Raw genomic sequence first — 16,390 nt, forward strand, 5'->3', positions numbered from 1 at the left:
TTTTGGTAATGCAAAACAGTCAAGACAAAACAACTTCAACATAATTGATTTTATTAAATGTTTTGAGCAAATGTAGAGAAGTATCAACTTATTATTTGCTAAAATTATTGTAAAAAATCAGTGCTTCAGAAATTATTTTATTTGGAGCCCTAAAAGAAATTCTGCGGCAGCAAATGGCGTAGTTTTACCAGCTTGAATTTGTTGTAATTGTATTTCTAGTGCTTTTTTGACTTTTGGAAGGGCATAAAAATCCGATTTCAGGCGGTCTTCAATGGTTTGCAATAGCCAAAATTTATTTTGTTCGGTTCGATGAGTTTCAAACCATTTGTTTTTCTTGGTAAACTTTAAAAAGTCCTCAATCATATTCCATAATTCATCAATGCCTTCATTGTGAAGGGCACTACAGAGACGTACTTTGGGTTGCCACCCAGACGCTTTAGCAGGATAGAGATGCAACGCCCTACTAAATTCAACTTTGGCAAGTTTTGCCTGTTTCATATTCTTTCCATCGGCTTTATTTATGGCAATAGCGTCTGCCATTTCCATAATGCCTCGCTTTATGCCTTGGAGTTCATCTCCAGCACCAGCCAATTTTAATAATAAAAAGAAATCAACCATACTATGAACGGCCGTTTCGCTTTGACCAACACCTACCGTTTCTATAATAATGGTATCAAAACCTGCTGCTTCACATAGGATAATAGATTCTCTAGTTTTTCGTGCAACTCCACCTAAAGAGCTTCCCGAAGGTGAAGGCCTAATAAAAGCATTCGGACTTTTAACCAAATCTTCCATGCGAGTTTTATCACCAAGGATACTACCTTTTGTGATGGAACTACTAGGGTCAACTGCTAAAACTGCCACTTTTTTACCTTGAGATATAAGATGTAGACCAAAAGCTTCAATAAAGGTGCTTTTCCCTACCCCTGGAACACCTGTGATTCCTAGCCGTATAGATGGATTGGAGTAGGCCAAACATGCCTTTAATATACCATTTGCCTTTTCTAAATGACTAGGATTAGAGCTTTCTAATAGGGTAATGGCACGACTCAATGCTGTAATATCACCAGAGATGATACCTTTGACCAACTCATCAGCTGATGGTTGTATTTGTCGTCTTTTTTTTAAGGCATCAATAGATGATGAATTAGTAAGATCTGTATCAGCTATTCCTTGCCGTTCATTTAATGCTGAAGAAGATTTGCTTTTTTTGTTCACAATAGATGCTATTGGTTTTAGTCACCTTGAGGAGTTGCCTCTTCTAAAGGTACTTCAATTTTTGTAGTATCCCAAGCCATAGTAAGCTTTAAATGTCCGGTAGTATTATTAAAAGCAATAGTAAACTGTTCTACTACAGAGTCTAATTGTTCTACAGGAACATCAATTTCTAGTAGGTCATAATTTGGATCCCACATGGGTTTCATTTGCTCATCTACCCCCCATTTGTACTTTTTGGTATTAAACATAACTTTCCAAACACTGTCATTGGGCACGGTCCATAAAGTATATTCGCCTTTTGGCACAACATAGCCTTTAATGAACAGATCTTTATTGGTTATAAAAGTTGTAGCTTCATTGGCTCCTGTTCGCCATACTTCATTAAATGGCACCAATCCTCCAAAAATAACGCGCCCTTTTTTGGAAGGCCTATTATAAAACACTTCTAATTTTAAGTCGTTAAGCTTAAACTCCACCGAATCTTTAGGGCTTAATCTAGAAGCAAAAATGTTTTCAACAAAAATAGAGTATAAAAAAAGACCTAAAGTCACAATAGTCAACAAGACCAACAGTCGTTTTAAAAACGTATTCATAAGCAATTTTATGTGTTTTGTAATTTATGATAAATATAATTTAAATACCATAGGTGTAAAATACTTAACGGAATTTTATTACATTTTGTATGAATTTAAAAAAAAAGCATCGCATTTTGCAACACTTGTTTTTTTGTATCGTCCTTATAACGAACTCAACCATTAACCAAAAGATCTAATAACGCATGTTTCAAGTTGATATTATTGAAAAATGCAAGCAAAACAACCGAATAGCACAATTGCAATTGTATAATCAATATTGCGATGGCATGTTTGCTGTAGCTATGCGTTTTGTTAAAGATACTATGGAGGCCGAAGATGTAGTACAAGAAGCTTTTATAAAAGCTTTTTCCAAATTACATCAATATAAGGCCGAAGTTACTTTTGGAGCCTGGTTAAAACGTATCGTAATCAATAAAAGCATTGATTTACTTAAATCTAAAAAACAGCAAATGCTGCAATTGGATGAGGTGCACCTTAAAGTAGTTGATGATAATTATGATAACGAATGGTTGGTAGACGATAGTATAACTCTAGACGAGGTTAAACACGCGATTAATAAGCTTCCTGACAAGTATCAATACGTAGTGATGCTGTATTTAATTGAAGGTTATGACCATCAGGAAATAGCCGAAATTTTAAATATTTCAGAAGTTGCTTCGCGAACACAGTTATCTCGAGGAAAAACACAATTAAAAGAACTTTTAACACACAAACATCATGGCGCAGGACATTAGAAAATTATTGGAGCAAGAGACTCAACTATCCAAGCTTAAAATGCCAGATGGTCACGAAGCTCGATTTTTAGATAAACTAGATCAGGCCTTGCCGGTTGAGACTAAAAAGAGGTCAATATTTAATTTTATAAATATTGCGGCAAGCGTAGTGGTGCTAATTGGTTTGAGTTTTGGAGCGTATAAAGTATTTGAAACCCCTGTTGAACAGCCAAAAACAGAAGTGGCTACACAACTTAAGTCCTTAGGAGATATTTCCCCAGACTTAAAAAAAGTTGAAGATTATTATCTGGCGAACATCAATTTAGAATTGTCTAAAGTAAAATTAACGCCAGAGAATAAAGAGCTTTTTGATGGTTACGTGCTGAAACTTGAAGAGTTAAATGACGAATACACGAAACTTTCGGTTGAGTTGACCGAGAATGGTCCAAACGAACTTACAGTAAGTGCTCTAATTGATAATCTTAAACTTCGTCTTAATTTATTATATCGTCTTAAAGAACAATTACAGGATTTAAACGAGTCAGATTTAGATCAACAAACAAGTTAAAAACAATAAAAATGAAACACATAAAATTAATAATGACACTACTCTTATGTTGTGGTACATTTAGTATGTCGGCACAACAGAAGATGACTAAATTGTCAAAATCAGTAGACGTCACTAAAGATGTGAACATCAATCTTAACACCAGTTATGTACAAATTGAAGTAGACACCTGGAACAAAAACACTTTAGAGATTGAAGCCTACATTGGTAGTGACAAGTTGAGTAAAGAAGAGCTCAAAAAAGCACTAGATGCTTGGAATGTTAAGGTAGAAGGTTCAGGAAATAATGTGACCATTTCGGCTCAAGGTAATCGAGGGTCATGGGGTGATCATGATTTCGATTTCAATTTCAATTTTGATGCCTTAAGGGATTTGGAAATCCACTTGGCCGACTTGCCAGAAATGCCAGTGCTTCCAGAAATGCCTGAAATGCCAGTTCTACCTGAAATGAAAATGCCAAAGATGCCAAAGATGCCCGCATTACCAAAATTACCAGAAGGGATCCATAATGTGAATTTTGATACCGAAGCCTATAAAAAGGATGGAGAAGCATATTTGGAAAGATGGAGTGCAGAGTACGAAGCCAAATACGGAAAGGCTTACAAGGACAAAATGAAAGCTTGGGCTAAAGAGTTTAGTAAAGTCGATTGGAAAAGCTACGAAAAGGAAATGGAAGCCTGGGGTGAAGAGTTTGGTAAAAATTTCGGGAAGGAATACGAAGCTAAAATGGAAGCATGGGGTGAAAAATTTGGCGAACAATGGGGCAAGGAGTTTGAGGAGAAAATGAAAGTTTGGGAAGAAAAGCATGGCAAAGAAATGGAAAAACGTGCTGAAGCTATTGAAAAGCGTTCTAAAGAGTTTGAAAAACGTATGGAGCAACGCGACAAAGAACTCGCTAAACGTATGGAAGAGCGTCAAAAGCGTTTGGAAAACAGACAATCAGAATTAGAACAATCAATCGAAAATCGAAACAGTAAAGTTATCAGGACGATAAAAATTAAAATGCCAAAGGATGCCAAATTGAAAATGAATGTAAGGCATGGTGAATTAAAATTTTCGTCAATCATCAATAACTTGAAAGCAGATATATCACATTCTACATTAGTAGCAAATCACATTGGTGGAAGCGAGACTTCCATCAATGTGTCCTACTCTCCAGTGTTAATTAGCACCTGGGATTTAGGAGAGTTAAAATTAAATTTTGTGGATAAAGCTCAAATTAAAACCGTGAATAGATTGGTGCTTAACTCCAATTCTTCAAACATTGGAATTGATACCTTAACGGGTAATGCAGTAATTGATGGAAGCTTTGGTGATTTGTCTGTAAACCATATTGCCAATAGTTTTTCAAATCTCAATATTGTTTTGGAGAATAGTGATGCCCTTATACATTTACCTGCTACTGATTATAATCTGCAATATAAAGGTAGTCGTTCGCGATTAAGCCACCCTAAAAAGAAGTCTTCAGAATCTGTTTCTACCTTTTCTACAGGAAATTTAAGCAGCCCAAAAACCATTGTGGTTAATGCTAAATTTAGCCAAGTTGTTATGCAATAGTTTCCTATTTTTGAGGAAATATATTCGTGCATGACCAACATCCAATTTTCTGACTTTATTGCCCATATCAGCTCAAAATCTTTAAGGGTTCTAGATTCTAATATTCCTTTAAAAGACTATATTTCATTAGATCTTTCAAAAAATAATTTAGCATTGAAAGCTATTGATACTTCCAGTTCTGAAGCTCTGGGGAATTTTGTGTTTAGCTATATCACTTCTAATAATGCTCAAGTAGCATTTGGAGGTTATAATGAAGTGAGAAACATATACCAACGCAGCACCTATTTTAATCAGAATGATGATGCCACCGAGCGTAATATACATTTGGGGCTAGATTTATGGATTGAAGTAGACACACCTATATATGCACCCTTGGAAGGAACCATTCACAGTTTTAAAAACAATGAAAATTATGGTGATTATGGCCCTACACTTATTTTAAAACATAATGTTAATGGGGTTAAATTTTATACACTCTATGGGCATTTAAGTCTTGCTTCCATATCTAATTTAAAAAAAGGGCAACAGTTTAAACAAGGGGAGGAAATAGCAACTTTGGGAGAAGCTTCTGTTAATGGGGATTATCCACCGCATTTACATTTTCAAATCATAAGGGATCTTCAGGGATTTGAAGGTGATTATCCAGGTGTATGTTCACAACAGGATTTAGAATTTTATCTAGGTAATTGCCCAGACCCAAATCTGCTTTTAAAATTAACTGCGGGTTCCTAATGGTTGAGATACAAACCAATGGGCTTGCTTTTAAGAGTTAAAAGACTAATGACATGATGCAAACGGCTCCAAATCCAACAAGTGCCAGAATTGTAGTCATCATCGTCCAGCTTCTAAAAGTTTGTTTTTCGTTTAGTCCTAAATATTTACTCACTAACCAGAAACCACTGTCATTCACATGCGATAAAATGGAGGCCCCTGAAGCAATGGCGATGACTAATAGCGCTTTGTCAATGGCACTAACATCAATGGCTAATAAAGGGGCAGTGAGCCCGGCGGCGGTTATCATAGCCACAGTCGCTGAACCCTGAAGCACTCTTACAATAACGGCAGCTAAAAAGGCGAATAATAAGATGCTTACACCTTGTTCTGCAAAATAATTAGCAAGCATTTCTCCTGTTTTGGTATTCACCAACATTTGCTTGAATACGCCACCAGCACCGGTCAACAAAATAATTATACCTGCTGGAGCCATGGATTTACTAGTAATCTTTAAGAGCGTAGCGCTCGCAACGCCTCTGGCAACGCCAAGTACATACCAAGCAATAAGATTGGCTAAAATCAATGCCGAAAACGGGTGTCCAAGCATCTGAAGCCAAGATTTAGTAGTGTTGGAGAGCTGTAAATTGCTTGCCATAGGGCTGTTTAAAAGCGTATTGCTTACAATCAGTATTATGGGAATTCCAATGATGGTTAAAATCAACCCAACGGCAGGGTATTTGGTGACTTCCGTAGGATTGTCATCTAATGGAGGGGCATCAATGTGAATCTTTTTTGCGATATAATTTGCAAATAAAGGCCCACTAATGATTGCTGCTGGAATGCCTGCTAAAAATCCAAAAGTTATTACCCAGCCGAGATCAGCCTTTAAAATATCTGCCACAGCAACTGGACCTGGCGTCGGTGGAATGAAGGCATGTGTGATAGCCAAACCTGCCAACAGGGGAATGCCATAGATTAATAATGACTTTTTGGTTTTTCGTTGTAGGGAATAAATTAATGGCACTAAAATGATAAAGGCCACATCAAAAAATACGGGGATGGCCACAAAAAAACCGGTAAGCATTAATGCCCAGGAGGCACGTTTTTCACCAAATGTGTTTAGTAAATATTTGGCCAAGGCCTCGGCGCCACCACTATGCTCCAAAATGGCTCCAAACATTGCGCCCAAGCCAACCACCATAGCCACAAATCCTAAAGTGTCGCCCATGCCTTCTTGCATAGTACTTATAATAGCCATTGGAGCCATACCAGCAAGGATGCCAACAATAATACTCGATACTAATAGAGCGATAAAGGCTTGGATTCTTAATTTTAAGATAAGAGTCAGAAGGACTGCAATTCCAATTAGAACGGCTGCTACTAGGTTAAAGTCGATCATGCTGAATCCCAATTGGCGTGAAAAAATTGATTTAATGGCGCATCAGTACGTTCAAAAGTATGGGCTCCAAAATAATCGCGTTGGGCCTGAATTAGGTTTGCAGGTAATCGATCGGTTGTCATACTAATCCAATAATTATAGGCCGACCAAAAAGTGTCTACAGCCACCCGATTGATCATGCCCGATTGTATAAGATGGATGATGTCAGGTTCTGTAGTTTCCAAAGTTTTAAATATGGAAGGATGGGATAAAAGATCATTAGAGGATTTTAAATATAAAATAGAATCCTCCATAAATTGAGATCGGATAATACAGCCATTGGTCCAAATACGTGCAATTTCAGAAAGATTTAGCTCCCAAGAATTGACGTCAGAGGCTTGCTGCATAAGTTGAAAACCTTGATGATGATTTAAAATTCGAGCCATCCTATAGGCGTTCTCCAAAGCTTTTAAATCGGGTGTTAACCCTTTTGATTTTTTATGATTTAACTGTTTTGCAAGTTGTTCGCGAGAGGTTTTAAAAGCGGATAGATACCTCGCAAACAGAGCCGAAGTCATAATATTGGCTGGAACCCCAAGATCTAAAGCGGTTTTACTCGACCAATTGCCAGTGCCCTTATTTCCAGCCTTATCCAGTACTTTGTCCAAAAGGTAGTCGTCACCTTCTTTCTTACGGAGGATATCAATAGTGATTTCCAATAAATAACTGGATAAATCGCTGTTGTTCCATGAAGTAAATAATTCCGCAATGACTTCATTGGTCATAGATGTTGAGAGTAACGCATAGAGTTCAGCAAGCAGCTGCATTTCTGCATACTCCATCCCGTTGTGAATCATTTTAACAAAATGTCCAGCGCCATCCTTGCCAATAAACGTACAACAGGGATTACCTTTAGTATCTTTGGCGGCTATAGACTCCAAAATAGGGGCGACTAATTTATAACTTTGAGGATGACCTCCGGGCATAAGTGACGGTCCTTTTCTAGCACCTTCTTCACCGCCAGAAACACCACAACCTATAAAATGAATCCCGTTTTTATTTAAATCTGAATAGCGTCTTTGCGTATCATTGTAATGAGAATTTCCGCCATCGATAATAATATCATTTGCCGATAAATAGGGTAGTAATTGGTCAATCACTAGATCTATTATAGCACCAGCTTTAACCATAATAAGAATTTTTCTTGGAGTTGCTAATGAGGCCACAAATTGGTCAATGTTTGTAAAGCCTTGAATGTTTTTAAAGGAGGAATTGTGTTCTAAAAAAGATGACACGACATGTGCTTCATTACCTTCACTTCGATTATAGACGGAAGTGTCAATACCATTTTCGGCCAAGTTGAGACTTAAGCTCTTTCCCATAACGCCCAGGCCAATGACGCCAAATTGTGATTTACTCATGTGTTTTTAAATTTGATACAAGTGTTTCTATAATGCGCTCTGGTGATTGATCAATGGTAATGTGATAACCATAATTTGGTTCTTCTAGAGCATCAAATTGCGATTGCAATAAATGGGATGCCATATAATGACCTGTACGTTCTTCAATGCGCGATTTTATAAGCTCAAAACTGCCTTTTAAATACACCCAGGTGACAGATTTTGATGTTGAAGCTAATACTGTTCGGTAGGATTCTTTTAATGCTGAACAAGAAAGTACTGCACCTCCGCGGGTGTCCCAATCCGCTATATGGTTGGCTAGTGTTAGTAACCAAGGATGACGGTCTACATCGGTTAAGGCAATGTTTTGTTTCATTTTATCAATATTCGCTTGTGGATGAAAATCATCGGCATCGTAAAATGGCAGATTTAAAGCTTTAGCCAATTGTTCACCAATTGTCGTTTTTCCACAGCCACTTACACCCATTACAATAATCATGTCTTTCACTTATTCTGTTTTAAAGAAGGTATTTTTAACTCCCTTTACTCCTGGAACTGCCTTAAATACCGAACCGGCCAAGGGATAGCGATGTTGCTCTTCTTCTGACATATCTATACTCGCTGTTGTTATAAACAAAGTGTCTAATGTAGTGCCGCCAAAAGCGCAGGACGTTACATTATGTGCCGGTACTTCAATTCTAGAAATCACTTCGCCTGTTTTTGGGTCAAAGCAAAGTACCGCATTACCATTCCACATACCTACCCATAAATTGTCATGTTCGTCAATGGTCATACCATCAGGATAGCCCAACGAATCTGCAACTTTTACCGCAATTCTTGGGTTGGAGATAGTTCCTGTGACATCATCATAATCAAAGGCCTTGATTTCCAAAGTTGGGGTGTCTATATAATACATAGTAGCTTTGTCTTTAGTCCAGACAATACCATTAGAAATAGTAATACTATCCAATTTTAAGTGTGCTTGTCCTTTTGCATCTATCATATAGAGATTGGCCACATGAGGACGTTGTTTCAGCCCCATGGAACCTACCCAAAGTCGACCAGAGGGGTCGCATTTCCCGTCATTAAATCTATTGGTAGGTATATTCTGTTCTACATCCGAAAGTAATGTGGTCTCTCCAGTTGTAATATTCATTTTATAAATCCCATCTTCAAGTGCAACTAAAGCAGAAATGGTATCAATAGGAACAACGGTGCCAATACGAGAAGGGGTTTCTAACGTTCGATTGGTTTTTGTTTTAGGGTTATAAATATGCAATTGCTTCGCCTCAATATCAATCCAATAGAATTCTTGGGTTTGATGATTCCAAAAGGCACCTTCACCTAATTGCGCTTTAATATTGTATTCAAGTATAGCCTTATTTTTAAGTGTGTTCACAGTTTCAGAGGGTAATTCTTGTTTTTTTTTGTTCTGACATCCAATAAGTGACATGGTGAATGTAACTACTATGAAAAGCGTTCGTAGTTTCCAAAACAAATTTAGTTGGTGCTTCATTAAACGTGGATTTGGAATAAAAATAGAAAAAAAACTCCTAACAGTGGGCTGTTAGGAGTTTTAATGTAAATCTTGATTTTTAAAACGATTTATTCGTCTACCAAAACCCATTCACCTTTGGTGATAAGCGGTTCGGCTTGCTTGTATTTAAGAGTTTTATTTTCACCACTGATGACATGTTTTATGGTCACACGGTCATTACGTCCAATCTTTGGTCGATCCCTAACAATGGTTTCTACTACTTCGGGTTGACGCTGTGTGTTTCCAGCAGCTCTGCTTTGTGCGGCACGTTCATCCATATTTGGAATTTCATCCTTTTGGGTATTCAATTTTTCTTGTTTACGCGCTCTGGCCTCTCTAATAGTGTTCTGTGTTTCAGTAGGCAATTCTCCTTTAAACAAGAAGGAAATCACATCTTTGTTCACCTGGTCAATCATCGATTTGAACAACTCAAATGCTTCAAATTTATAGATCAATAAAGGATCTTTTTGTTCGTGAACCGCCAACTGTACCGATTGTTTTAGTTCATCCATTTTACGCAAATGGGTTTTCCAGGAATCATCTACAATGGCCAGTGTGATATTCTTCTCAAAGTCATTAATAAGTTGCTTTCCTTGAGATTCATAGGCTTTCTCCAAATCGGTAACCACTTGAAGGTTTTTGACACCATCAGTAAAAGGAACCACGATGCGTTTAAATTTATCACGCTGGGTTTCATATACATTTTTGATAACAGGGTAGGCTAATTCAGCATTACGTTCCATTTTTTCTCTGTAATGGGTAAATGCAGCCTTATAAATTTTACCTGCAATCTCTTGAGCTGTTAATTTTGCAAATTCAGCTTCAGTAATTGGTGAACTCATTGAGAAGAATCGGATAAGTTCAAACTCAAAGTTTTTAAAGTCATTGGCTTCTTTATTTGAAAGCGCAATGCCTTCAGAAGTATCGTAAATCATGTTAGCTAAATCTACACGTAAACGTTCACCATGAAGAGCATGACGACGACGTTTGTATACCACTTCACGTTGGGCATTCATCACGTCATCATATTCCAATAGACGCTTTCTAACGCCAAAGTTGTTTTCTTCCACTTTCTTCTGGGCGCGTTCTATAGATTTTGAAATCATGGAATGCTGAATCACTTCACCTTCCTTCAATCCCATTCTATCCATCATTTTGGCAATACGTTCACTACCAAAGAGACGCATTAAATTATCTTCTAAAGACACATAAAACTGTGAACTTCCAGGATCACCTTGACGACCTGCTCGACCACGTAACTGACGGTCAACACGTCTAGAATCATGGCGCTCTGTACCAATAATAGCTAAACCGCCTGCTTTCTTAACGTCATCACTTAATTTAATGTCGGTACCACGACCTGCCATGTTGGTAGCGATGGTGACCTGACCCGATTGTCCAGCTTGTGCTACAATATCGGCCTCTTTTTTATGAAGTTTGGCGTTTAAGACGTTATGTGGAATTTTTCGAATATCCAACATCTTTCCTAACAACTCACTGATTTCAACTGAAGTGGTACCAATCAATACTGGGCGACCAGCTTGCGAAAGTTGGGTAACTTCGTCAATAACGGCATTGTATTTTTCCCGTTTGGTTTTATACACCAAATCTTCACGGTCATCTCTGGCAATTGGTCTATTAGTTGGGATTTCTACTACATCTAATTTGTAAATTTCCCAGAACTCACCTGCTTCGGTAACCGCAGTACCCGTCATACCCGATAACTTACGGTACATTCTAAAGTAATTTTGAAGTGTTACAGTCGCAAAAGTTTGTGTGGCATCTTCAATTTTTACATTTTCTTTGGCTTCAATGGCTTGGTGAAGTCCGTCGCTATAACGACGACCATCCATAATACGTCCCGTTTGCTCATCAACAATCATGACCTTATTGTCAATCACGACGTATTGAATATCCTTTTCAAATAGGGCATAAGCCTTCAATAATTGGTTAAGGGTATGAATGCGTTCAGACTTGATGCCGAACTCTTTAAACAGTTCTTCTTTTTCGTTGGCTTCTTCTTCTTTTGAAAGTCCTTTAGCTTCAATTTTGGCGATTTCTACACCAATTTCAGGCATTACAAAGAAGTTGGGATCATCTTTACCAGAAAGAAAATCGACACCTTTATCCGATAGCTCAATTTGATTGTTTTTTTCATCAATCACATAGTACAGTTCGGCATCAACCTTTGGCATTTCACGGTTATTGTCCTGCATGTAGAAGTTTTCAGTCTTTTGAAGCAATTGTTTAATTCCTTCTTCACTTAAAAACTTAATTAAGGCCTTATTTTTAGGCATCCCGCGGTATACGCGTAATAATTTAAAACCACCTTCTTTGGTGTCACCTTCAGCAATTAATTTTTTAGCTTCAGCAAGGACACCTGTTAAGTATTTACGTTGTACGTTTACAATATCGTCTACTTTTGGTTTTAACTCGGTAAACTCGTGGCGGTCACCTTGAGGTATAGGACCAGAAATAATTAATGGCGTACGGGCATCATCGACCAATACCGAATCCACCTCATCCACAATCGCAAAGTGATGTGGGCGTTGCACCAAATCATCAGGTGAATGTGCCATATTATCACGCAGATAATCAAAACCAAATTCGTTATTGGTACCATAAGTGATGTCGGCGTTGTATGCTTTTTTACGTGCCGCCGAATTAGGCTGATGGTAATCTATACAATCCACACTCAAACCATGGAACTCAAATATAGGTGCCATCCAAGCACTATCACGCTTGGCCAAATAATCGTTAACGGTTACCAAATGCACACCACGACCTGATAAGGCATTAAGGTACATTGGAAGCGTAGCAACCAAAGTTTTACCTTCACCAGTTTGCATCTCGGCAATTTTACCTTGATGCATGGCGATACCACCTATAAGTTGTACATCATAGTGCACCATATCCCAGGTAATAGGTTTTCCAGCGGCATCCCACGAATTGGACCAAATGGCTTTGTCATCTTCAAGAGAGACATAGTCTTTGCTTCCTGAAATTTCTCGGTCAAAAGTACTGGCTGAAACTTCAATGGTCGTATTGGCTACAAACCGTTTTGCCGTTTCTTTTACAACCGCAAAGGCTTCTGGTAAAATTTCATTTAATACGCCTTCGGTGATGGTGTATATTTCGTCTTTAATGCCATCAATTTCTTGGTAGATGTCTTCACGTTGGTCGATGTCTTCTGTAGCTTCAGCATCTTTGAGTAGAGCTTCAATTTTATCGTTTAAGGGTTGTCGTGCTTCAGCGATTTTTGCTTTAAAACTTGCGGTTTTAGCTCTTAATTCGTCATGTGAAAGTTGTTCAAGTGCCTGTTCAAAGGTTTTTACTTGTGCTACTATTGGCATTATGGCTTTGACGTCCTGTTTGGATTTGTCTCCCACAAATACCTTTAATACTGAATTTAAAAAACTCATGTGTATATTATTTTATGTTCTGTCCTAATTAACCACCGTTTGCTTTTTGGTGATTTTAATAGGAGGTATATTGATTAATCTCGTTTGTTTTTGCTTTAGCCTTAAAAAAGGCAAACAAAGATAGGGTTTGTGCGAGGTTTATTAAAACAAAGCGCACAAAAAAAGTCTCGTAATGAGACTTTTTAACTTTTCTTTTTATGTATCAACCTTTTAGGTAAAGGTTGTTAATATTCGTCCTCATTCCAGAGGTAGTCTTCATCTGTTGGATAATCTGACCAGATTTCTTCGATAGAATCGTAAGAATCTCCTTCATCTTCAATGGCCTGTAAATTTTCAACAACTTCTAATGGCGCTCCTGTACGGATGGCATAATCAATTAATTCATCTTTAGTTGCTGGCCAAGGCGCATCACTTAAATACGATGCTAATTCTAGTGTCCAATACATGTTATAATGTGTTTTAATTTTGTGCAAAAATAAATTTTTAGTTGAAAAAGTCAAGGAAAAATCCAATTATTTTTCTGTATCTTTTTTTACAGCGATATTTCAGTCGCTCAAAAGGATTAAAATCCCTGTTTCGCAGCAGATTACAAACGCGTTCTGGATGTTACATTACTACAAAGAACGTGTAATTTTTTGTTCTGGATTTTAATTATCCAAAGATGAGCAAAAGTTACAATAAGCTTAAGGGATTAGGATTCTTTTTTAGGAATCCATTTAATTTCTTCGGCTTGCAAGTCATAAGACAACTTCCGTGCCAAGACAAAAAGGTAGTCGGATAAGCGATTCAAATACATCAAAGTTTCAGCCTGAAAAGGCTCAACGTCGTTGAGTGCCACCGCTAAACGTTCGGCTCTACGGCATACGCAACGTGCGATATGACAGAATGACACAGTTTGATGTCCACCAGGTAAAACGAAGTGGGTCATTGGTGGTAAAGCTTCATTCATGCGGTCCATTTCGTCCTCTAATGCCTGAATATCTTCAGAAGCGAGTTTTGGAATGTTTAAACGCTCCTTCCCACTTTTTAGAATGGCTTTTTCAGGATCGGTCGCTAATACCGCACCAACGGTAAACAGTTTGTCTTGAATATGTATTAAAAAGGACTTGTATTCTTGGTGAATATCCTGATCTCGGATGAGACCTAAATACGAATTGAGTTCGTCAACGGTTCCATAACTGTCTATTCGTATATGATGTTTAGGGACACGTGTGCCTCCAAAGAGTGCTGTGGTGCCTTTATCGCCGGTTTTGGTGTAGATCTTCATAATTCAAAGGTAGATATTAGAAATAAGAAGTTAAAAGTATTTTTCTGGAAATTCGTGTTATGGATTGAATAGGAATGGACTTTAATTTTGGTGTGTTAGCTTTATTTGGGACATGTGAACACCTCCCGTCTCTTCGAGACACCCTCCTCAAGGAGGGAATTTGCAAAGTTTAAAAGGCAGGTATTAGAAATAAGAAGTTAAAAGAATTTTTCTGGAAATTCGTGTTATTGATTGAATAGGAATGGACTTTAATTCTGGTGTGTTAGCTTTATTTGGGACATGTGAACACCTCCCGTCTCTTCGAGACACCCTCCTCAAGGAGGGAAACTGAAAACTACTTTTTAGTATCGCTTTCAATAAGTCCATCACGCAGGCGAATTACCCGCTCGGCGTGCGCAGCGATTTCTTCTTCATGAGTGACCATGATTACGGTATTTCCAGCTTTGTGTATGGCATCAAACAAATTCATAATTTCAACGCCTGTTTTTGAGTCTAAGTTCCCGGTAGGTTCATCAGCAAGAATAATAGAAGGATTGTTCACCAAGGCTCTCGCTACCGCAACACGCTGACGCTGTCCTCCAGAAAGCTGATTGGGGCGGTGATCCATGCGGTCGGCCAAGCCAACATCGGTAAGTACCTGTTCTGCACGTTCGGTGCGGTCGCGTTTGGAGGCGCCACCATAGACCATAGGGAGGGCAACATTATCTAAAGCGGTGGTACGTGGCAATAGATTAAAGGTTTGGAATACAAATCCAATTTCCTTGTTACGTATTTCGGCCAATTCGTCATCACTCATCTTACTCACATCTTTTCCATTTAAGATGTAAGAGCCCGCTGTAGGTGTATCTAAACATCCCAATAGGTTCATCAATGTCGATTTTCCAGAGCCCGAAGGCCCCATAATGGCTACATATTCACCCTTATTAATATCTAAATCGATTCCTTTTAAAACATGAACGGTTTCCTGTCCTAATTTAAAATCCCTGATAATGTCTCGAATTTTTATAATGTTAGCCATTGGTAAAAGTTAAATTTATGAAGTTTGAAGCCATATCAGCTGTCCAAGTTTAATAGTTGTTTTCATGTATGTGAGCTAGAGACATACGTTTAGTATGACGTTAAAGACTAAAGGATGTTACATTCTTATTTTAAAATTTTCTTTAACCTGTTCTTTTCTGAATAGCACGAGGCCCCAAAAAAAGCTGTCAATGGTCACCGAGACTTTAGGATGTTGTTTAATGTTTTCCCAAGCTTGCGTCATGCCTTTAGACCAATAGATATCATCAAAGATCATAATGGTGTTATTATGAACAGAAGGGAGTAGGGTTTCAAAATACTGTAGTGTGGGTTTTTTTTGATGATGACCATCTATAAAAATTAGATCCCATTGCTGTTGGTTTAATTGTGGGAGTTGCTCTTCAAATCGGCCTATTTTTAGCTGCTGATTTTGTATGCCAAAGTCTTGAAGTTGTTGAGCAGCAATGGCTGCGATTTCTGGACTACCTTCAATGCTGCTGACCTGACCTTCAAGGTTGCCAAGGGCAATCGCCTGTGTGCCTATTCCTAAAGAGGTGCCAAGTTCCAAGCTCCGTTTTGGTTTTAAGTAGTGTGCGAGTCTGAAAAGTAGTTGTGCACGATGTAGTGTGGTTCCAGAAGTTTTTGCAATATGACCTACTCGTCGCTTTGAGGATTTAAAACGTTTAGAGCCTGCACCATAATCGGTGATTTGAATGGTGTCTGAATTTTTAAGTAGTGAATTTCTGTATGTCTTTAGGGACTTATAGGCGGGATAGGAAACCTTATCGTAAAAACACTTCGTTATTAAATCATAAACAAAGGGGGAGTGCACACCGTGCTGGTTGGTAGATGTTAGTAGGAATTTAATGTATTGAATACTTTGATACATAATGTTTGCAAAACTATACAAAAGAACTCATATTGTTCCAGTGAGAGTATTATGGAATAGTATTAGTTTTGTCATATTGAGTTTGCCTACCCAAATCAGGTCGAAGATTCGAGGT

General features: G+C 38.0%; 15 protein-coding genes. 4 read left to right on the plus strand and 11 right to left on the minus strand.

Annotated features, from left to right (window positions below):
• Positions 1 to 132 precede the first annotated feature (132 nt).
• Both meaB and ACFO5O_RS02365 read right to left on the minus strand, forming a co-directional pair.
• Positions 133 to 1,218, minus strand: coding sequence for a methylmalonyl Co-A mutase-associated GTPase MeaB (gene meaB, locus ACFO5O_RS02360; RefSeq protein ID WP_387960583.1), 1,086 nt, complete (start codon positions 1,216 to 1,218; stop codon positions 133 to 135).
• Positions 1,219 to 1,235: 17 nt separating this feature from the next.
• Complete coding sequence (locus ACFO5O_RS02365; RefSeq protein WP_387960585.1) at positions 1,236 to 1,811, minus strand: DUF2911 domain-containing protein; 576 nt, start codon at positions 1,809 to 1,811, stop codon at positions 1,236 to 1,238.
• Between the two features lie 185 nt (positions 1,812 to 1,996).
• Between ACFO5O_RS02365 and ACFO5O_RS02370 the strand changes: the two genes are divergently transcribed.
• From ACFO5O_RS02370 to ACFO5O_RS02385, 4 genes are read left to right on the plus strand one after another with little or no spacing between them, the layout of a single operon-like run.
• Positions 1,997 to 2,548, plus strand: coding sequence for an RNA polymerase sigma factor (locus ACFO5O_RS02370; protein WP_387960587.1), 552 nt, complete (start codon positions 1,997 to 1,999; stop codon positions 2,546 to 2,548).
• Positions 2,532 to 3,095 carry a hypothetical protein gene (locus ACFO5O_RS02375; protein ID WP_387960589.1) on the plus strand — a complete coding sequence of 188 codons (564 nt, stop codon included), beginning with the start codon at positions 2,532 to 2,534 and terminating at the stop codon, positions 3,093 to 3,095. The genes ACFO5O_RS02370 and ACFO5O_RS02375 overlap by 17 nt, the downstream gene beginning before the upstream one ends.
• Positions 3,096 to 3,106: 11 nt before the next feature.
• Complete coding sequence (locus tag ACFO5O_RS02380; protein WP_387960591.1) at positions 3,107 to 4,651, plus strand: hypothetical protein; 1,545 nt, start codon at positions 3,107 to 3,109, stop codon at positions 4,649 to 4,651.
• Positions 4,652 to 4,681: 30 nt separating this feature from the next.
• A complete protein-coding gene (locus tag ACFO5O_RS02385) occupies positions 4,682 to 5,383 on the plus strand; it encodes a peptidoglycan DD-metalloendopeptidase family protein (protein ID WP_387960593.1) in 702 nt (233 codons plus the stop codon).
• 37 nt (positions 5,384 to 5,420) lie between these two features.
• On the opposite strand, the gene ACFO5O_RS02390 is transcribed toward ACFO5O_RS02385, so the two are convergent.
• The 9 genes from ACFO5O_RS02390 to ACFO5O_RS02430 all read right to left on the minus strand — a co-directional run bounded on the left by ACFO5O_RS02390 (position 5,421) and on the right by ACFO5O_RS02430 (position 16,275).
• Complete coding sequence (locus tag ACFO5O_RS02390; protein ID WP_387960595.1) at positions 5,421 to 6,764, minus strand: GntP family permease; 1,344 nt, start codon at positions 6,762 to 6,764, stop codon at positions 5,421 to 5,423.
• Positions 6,761 to 8,164, minus strand: a complete 1,404-nt coding sequence (gene gndA, locus ACFO5O_RS02395) for an NADP-dependent phosphogluconate dehydrogenase (RefSeq protein WP_387960597.1) — start codon at positions 8,162 to 8,164, stop codon at positions 6,761 to 6,763. The genes ACFO5O_RS02390 and gndA overlap by 4 nt, the downstream gene beginning before the upstream one ends.
• The gene (locus ACFO5O_RS02400; protein WP_387960988.1) at positions 8,157 to 8,642 is read right to left on the minus strand and encodes a gluconokinase; all 486 of its coding nucleotides are present in this window, start codon (positions 8,640 to 8,642) and stop codon (positions 8,157 to 8,159) included. The genes gndA and ACFO5O_RS02400 overlap by 8 nt, the downstream gene beginning before the upstream one ends.
• A 9-nt stretch (positions 8,643 to 8,651) precedes the next feature.
• Positions 8,652 to 9,659: an SMP-30/gluconolactonase/LRE family protein gene (locus tag ACFO5O_RS02405; protein ID WP_387960599.1), complete on the minus strand. Its 1,008-nt coding sequence runs from the start codon at positions 9,657 to 9,659 to the stop codon at positions 8,652 to 8,654.
• Between the two features lie 89 nt (positions 9,660 to 9,748).
• Complete coding sequence (secA, locus tag ACFO5O_RS02410; protein ID WP_387960601.1) at positions 9,749 to 13,102, minus strand: preprotein translocase subunit SecA; 3,354 nt, start codon at positions 13,100 to 13,102, stop codon at positions 9,749 to 9,751.
• A 224-nt stretch (positions 13,103 to 13,326) separates the two neighbouring features.
• A complete protein-coding gene (locus ACFO5O_RS02415) occupies positions 13,327 to 13,548 on the minus strand; it encodes a DUF2795 domain-containing protein (RefSeq protein WP_010177336.1) in 222 nt (73 codons plus the stop codon).
• Positions 13,549 to 13,793: 245 nt separating this feature from the next.
• Positions 13,794 to 14,369 carry a cob(I)yrinic acid a,c-diamide adenosyltransferase gene (locus tag ACFO5O_RS02420; protein ID WP_387960604.1) on the minus strand — a complete coding sequence of 192 codons (576 nt, stop codon included), beginning with the start codon at positions 14,367 to 14,369 and terminating at the stop codon, positions 13,794 to 13,796.
• A gap of 334 nt (positions 14,370 to 14,703) precedes the next feature.
• The gene (locus tag ACFO5O_RS02425) at positions 14,704 to 15,387 is read right to left on the minus strand and encodes an ABC transporter ATP-binding protein (RefSeq protein WP_387960606.1); all 684 of its coding nucleotides are present in this window, start codon (positions 15,385 to 15,387) and stop codon (positions 14,704 to 14,706) included.
• Positions 15,388 to 15,504: 117 nt separating this feature from the next.
• Positions 15,505 to 16,275 carry an O-methyltransferase gene (locus ACFO5O_RS02430; RefSeq protein WP_387960608.1) on the minus strand — a complete coding sequence of 257 codons (771 nt, stop codon included), beginning with the start codon at positions 16,273 to 16,275 and terminating at the stop codon, positions 15,505 to 15,507.
• Positions 16,276 to 16,390: the final 115 nt, after the last annotated feature.

The sequence above is a fragment of the Geojedonia litorea genome (assembly GCF_042654525.1).
In the GTDB taxonomy this organism is placed as follows: domain Bacteria; phylum Bacteroidota; class Bacteroidia; order Flavobacteriales; family Flavobacteriaceae; genus Geojedonia; species Geojedonia litorea.